The organism is Candidatus Fermentibacter sp. (assembly GCA_030373045.1).
GTDB lineage: Bacteria > Fermentibacterota > Fermentibacteria > Fermentibacterales > Fermentibacteraceae > Fermentibacter.
On sequence record JAUCPW010000055.1, the window covers coordinates 1 to 3,979 of the forward strand.

At 68.3% G+C, this 3,979-nt stretch carries 7 protein-coding genes; all 7 read left to right on the top strand.

The annotated features are described in order from the left end of the window. The first annotated feature begins 116 nt into the window (after positions 1 to 116). Entirely contained in the window at positions 117 to 341 is a 225-nt protein-coding gene (locus QUS11_09345) for a hypothetical protein (GenBank protein ID MDM7993506.1), read from the top strand. A gap of 345 nt (positions 342 to 686) precedes the next feature. Further along, positions 687 to 1,424 (top strand): DUF2786 domain-containing protein, encoded by a 738-nt coding sequence (locus tag QUS11_09350; protein ID MDM7993507.1) that lies wholly within the window; start codon positions 687 to 689, stop codon positions 1,422 to 1,424. After that, positions 1,424 to 1,612 carry a hypothetical protein gene (locus QUS11_09355; GenBank protein ID MDM7993508.1) on the top strand — a complete coding sequence of 63 codons (189 nt, stop codon included), beginning with the start codon at positions 1,424 to 1,426 and terminating at the stop codon, positions 1,610 to 1,612. Before QUS11_09350 ends, QUS11_09355 begins: the two co-directional genes overlap by 1 nt. Beyond that, positions 1,612 to 2,025 carry a hypothetical protein gene (locus QUS11_09360; GenBank protein ID MDM7993509.1) on the top strand — a complete coding sequence of 138 codons (414 nt, stop codon included), beginning with the start codon at positions 1,612 to 1,614 and terminating at the stop codon, positions 2,023 to 2,025. The genes QUS11_09355 and QUS11_09360 overlap by 1 nt, the downstream gene beginning before the upstream one ends. Continuing rightward, positions 2,022 to 3,026, top strand: a complete 1,005-nt coding sequence (locus QUS11_09365; GenBank protein MDM7993510.1) for a Dam family site-specific DNA-(adenine-N6)-methyltransferase — start codon at positions 2,022 to 2,024, stop codon at positions 3,024 to 3,026. Before QUS11_09360 ends, QUS11_09365 begins: the two co-directional genes overlap by 4 nt. A 496-nt stretch (positions 3,027 to 3,522) precedes the next feature. Next, the gene (locus tag QUS11_09370; protein MDM7993511.1) at positions 3,523 to 3,657 is read left to right on the top strand and encodes a hypothetical protein; all 135 of its coding nucleotides are present in this window, start codon (positions 3,523 to 3,525) and stop codon (positions 3,655 to 3,657) included. Between the two features lie 12 nt (positions 3,658 to 3,669). Then, a partial coding sequence (locus QUS11_09375; protein ID MDM7993512.1) for a hypothetical protein occupies positions 3,670 to 3,979 on the top strand: 310 nt, incomplete at its 3' end.

Consider the following 3,979-nt stretch of genomic DNA (forward strand, 5'->3'; position numbering starts at 1 on the left):
CGCTGTCTCGTGGGCTCGGAGATGTGTATAAGAGACAGTCGTTGGTGTGCGGACTTGGTTCGCCAGCTCCACCCCGCCGCTCCGCGATGGCGCGCGGACGGGAAGGAGGAGACGACGTGAGCATTATCCAGGCCTCGACCGATCTCGCCCACGCGGTCCAAGGCCCCGCCGAGGTATCCCCGGACGACCGCGCGTCGATCGCGGCCTGGGTCCGCGAGCTCGGGGCGAAGCTCCGCCGGGACGGGTGGGTGAACCTGGCCGACGTCCACGAGCAGCTCGCGGCGAGGATCGAGCGGGGTGAGGACCTCGAACGGGCGGAGGGGGTGATCGGGCATGGGTAGTGTCGTGCACCGGAGGCGTCGACAACTTGCGAGGCAGCGGCGGAGGGAGCGCGATCGATTGGCGAGGTCGATCGCGCTCGACTTCGGTACGGTGTCGAATGGAATCATTATGTTCGCGCGCGAACTTGCCGAGCTCCATGTCAATCTCAGCGTTTCTAACTGGAGGCATCGTGCGGTTCTCGGGGTCCCTACTGCGGAGGACATTTCGGAGCTGCTTCGCCGGGGATTCCCGCTGTACGCCGGACTGCGAGGTGACATGCTCGCCGCGTACAGGAGGGACCGGCGACGGAAGAAGTTTGCAGAGCGGTGGGCGTCCCTCAGCTCTTTTGGTTCGACGGGTGACAGATGACGGACGATACGAAGGCGATCATCGAAAAGGTGAAGAAGCTGCTCGCGCTTGCGGGGCGCACGACTTCGGTCGAGGAGGCTAGTGCGGCGACGCGGCGGGCTGAGGAGATCATCGCGAAGTACAGGCTTGACACGGCCACGATCGAGCGCGCCGACCCGACTTGTTCTGAGCCCATTACGGATTCGCCGGACCCACTCTGGGTCGGATCTCGCACCGAGCTGTGGATGGAGGTCCTCGTGTCCGGTCTCTCGAAGCACTACGGGTGCTACACGTTTGTCAATAGGTTCAAGCAGAATCAGGAGTCCGCTCGACCGGCGAGGGCCGTCTACCGCTCGCAGTACGTCATCGTCGGCAGGCCCTCCGACGTCGAGATCGTGCGGTACATGTTCGCGTTCGCGCACGCGGAGATCGTTCGGCTCTCGGCCGTGGAGCGGGGTCCCGTCGCGAAGGCGGCCTTCCGCCGCGGGGCGGTGTCGGCGATCCTGCGGGGCCTGCGGGAGACCGCCCGCGCTGCGGAGCGGAGTCGACGAGGACCGGCGGCAGACCTCGACCTCCGCGCCGACGACGCGGAGCTCTGGTTCAAGGAGCAGGAGGCGGTGAGGAAGACGCCGCCCCGGGACCCTCGACCGGACAAGGACGCCAGGGCCCGCGGCTTTCGGGCAGGGAAGGGGATCCACCTCGGCCCTTCCCTCCCCGGCGCGCGGAAGCCCCTGCCCGCGAAGGGGGCGACGTGATGCGCGCCGTGTTCGGCGTAGTGGTCGGCGAGGGCGGCGAGCTTCGGCCGTGCAAGCCCGCGGAGGCGACGGCCACGAGCTGGGGTGAGGTGGTGCAGCGAGAGGGGGACGAGGTGGTCGTGGACGGCGCGGACGGCGGACGGTATCGGCTGCCCGCGAGGTTCGTGTGCAGGCTGAGGAGGGTGTGATGGAGACGAGAATCAAGGTGTCGAACAGGTGGGGCGCGGGGTTCGTGGGGGCCCCGGTTCTTCCGACGGAGGTCAGGGTCGAGTGGGGGAAGGCTGTCGCGACGTATGACCCCCGACTCGGGGTGGCGGATGTCGAGTACGAGAGCCTCTGGGCGCTCTGCGCCGACCACCTCCTCGACCCCGACGGGGTGATTGAGGAGCTGGTGGTGACCCGAGCCCGACAGTCCGCGGTCGAATACGTCGGTCAGTATCACACCGCCTTCTGCCCGTCGGAGTCGACCTTCGATTCGACGGCGTGGGGCGTCGCCGTCGTTCACCTCGGACTCCACGACAACCGTCTCTGGCCGCTCTTTCAGCGTACCCTCGCGGAGGAGACGGAGCGACTCGCGGCCGAGCGGAGCCCCGCGGCATGAACCTCGACGTCACTCACGGCATTAACGGTATCGGAGGACAGGCGACCATGAGCGAGCAGATCGGCGTCACCCCGCCCCTCAAGTGGGTCGGCGGCAAGCGGTGGGTCGCGGACCGCGTTCGCGCTCTCCTCCCTCCGCAGATCAGCGGTGAGTACTACGAGCCGTTCTTTGGGGGCGGCGCGATCTTCTTCTCGATGCGCCCGGAGCAGCTTCCGATGTTTGCGGAGCCGGGGCGGCAGTACGTGCGGGAGAGCCGCGCCCGCGTGGCCGACCTCTCCCCGGGACTCGTCGAGTTCTATGAGGTCCTCCGGGATAGGGTCGAACCTCTGATCAGAGACCTACATGATCTCCGAGATGAGTATCGAGGGTACTATACTTCGGAGAAGCGGGAGCGGTATTACACCGCCGTTCGCTACGTGTTCAACGACAACAGGGATCGAGTGAATCGAACGACTCACGAAGTTGTCCGCCAGGCCGCCCGCTTCCTCTTCCTGAACAAGACGGGCTACAACGGCCTCATGCGGTACAACCGCCGGGGCGAGCTCAACACGCCCCACGGCGCCTACAAGAACCCCTCGATCTTCGAGCCCTCCGAGCTGCGAAAAGCCTCGGTCGCCCTCCGCGGCGTGGACGTCCAGGCCCTCGACTTCGAGGAGTGCGTCAAGGGCGCCGGCCCCGGCGACGCCGTTTACCTCGACCCGCCGCATGCCCCCCGTACCGAGAAGCGGTCCGCCACGTTCACCGCGTACACGGGGCGCGCCTGGTCGGAGGACGACGACCGGCGGGTGACGAGGGTGTTCTGGGACCTCGCGCGGCGGGGAGCGCGGGTGGTGATGAGCCAGGCCGACACGCCGCGGGCCCGGGAGCTCCTCCGGGAGGAGGGCGGGGACCTGTGGGAGGGGGTTCACCTGGAGTCGGTCATGCGACCGGAGAGGGTGAGCTCGAAGGGGAGCGGGAGGGCCGCGGTAGGGGAGATCCTCGTCGCGGCGGGCCCGCGATGATGTCCATGCGCTGCGAGCTGCGGCAGGTCTGCATGGTGTCCTGCTGCGTGTGCAAGAGCGAGGAGGAGCTGGACGCCGTTCGCGGGGAGCGGGGCATACCCGAGAGGTGGCGGGAGTGGTTCGCGTCCGTGGACGATGATTTGCGGGCCGTCGGCGTCGTCCATACGGAGGCGTGTCTGTCCGCGGTCCACGACGAGAATCGACAGATCGTCGTCGCCAAGCTCGATCGGGACATCCGCGAGCGCGGCTGGAACGCGGCGGTCTGGGGGTGGCGGGACAAGCTGCGGGAGGAGGGGTGGATTCGGCGGGTGGTGGTCGGCGCGAGGGGCGCCCGCGAGCGCGAGTGGAAGCGTATGAGGGGGTCGGAGTCTCCAAGGCGGAGGCGCGCCGTCGTCTCGGGGCGGGGAAGAGGTACGACAAGGGGTAGAATGGAGGCTCGAATGGAAGTCACTCCGTTCACGATTGTGCCGATTTCCACAACGCGAACCCCATCTATGTGTCAGTACCTCTGGAGACGGTCATGCGCTTGGCCAGGGATGACATGGTGGCGGTGGATGCACTCATGGAGTCCTGCGACGGGAACGACGTCGCCCACGTCAACGCGGAGGGTCGCTCGGGCGACGTGGGGTAGCATCCCTCCCCGGTGCTCACCGTCGTCGCCGCCCTCCTCGCCGCGATCGCCTCGCGGCACGCCCCCTCCCACGCGCCGCTCTCCGCGGCGCTCCTCCTCTGCTCGGTCCTCGACCGCGCGGGCCCGCACCTCCCTCGTCGACTCGACCTCGCAGCCTGGGTCCTCGCCTGCCTCGCCCAGGCGTGGGGGTCGCGGCGCGCGCTCCGCGAGGATGGCTGCGGGCTCCTCCTGCTCGCGCTCGGCGCGGTCGCCGCCGCGTGGTCTCTCTTCGCCCCCGCGGGCCTGTGGTGGAACCGCCTCCCCGTCCTCGCGCTCGCCGTCG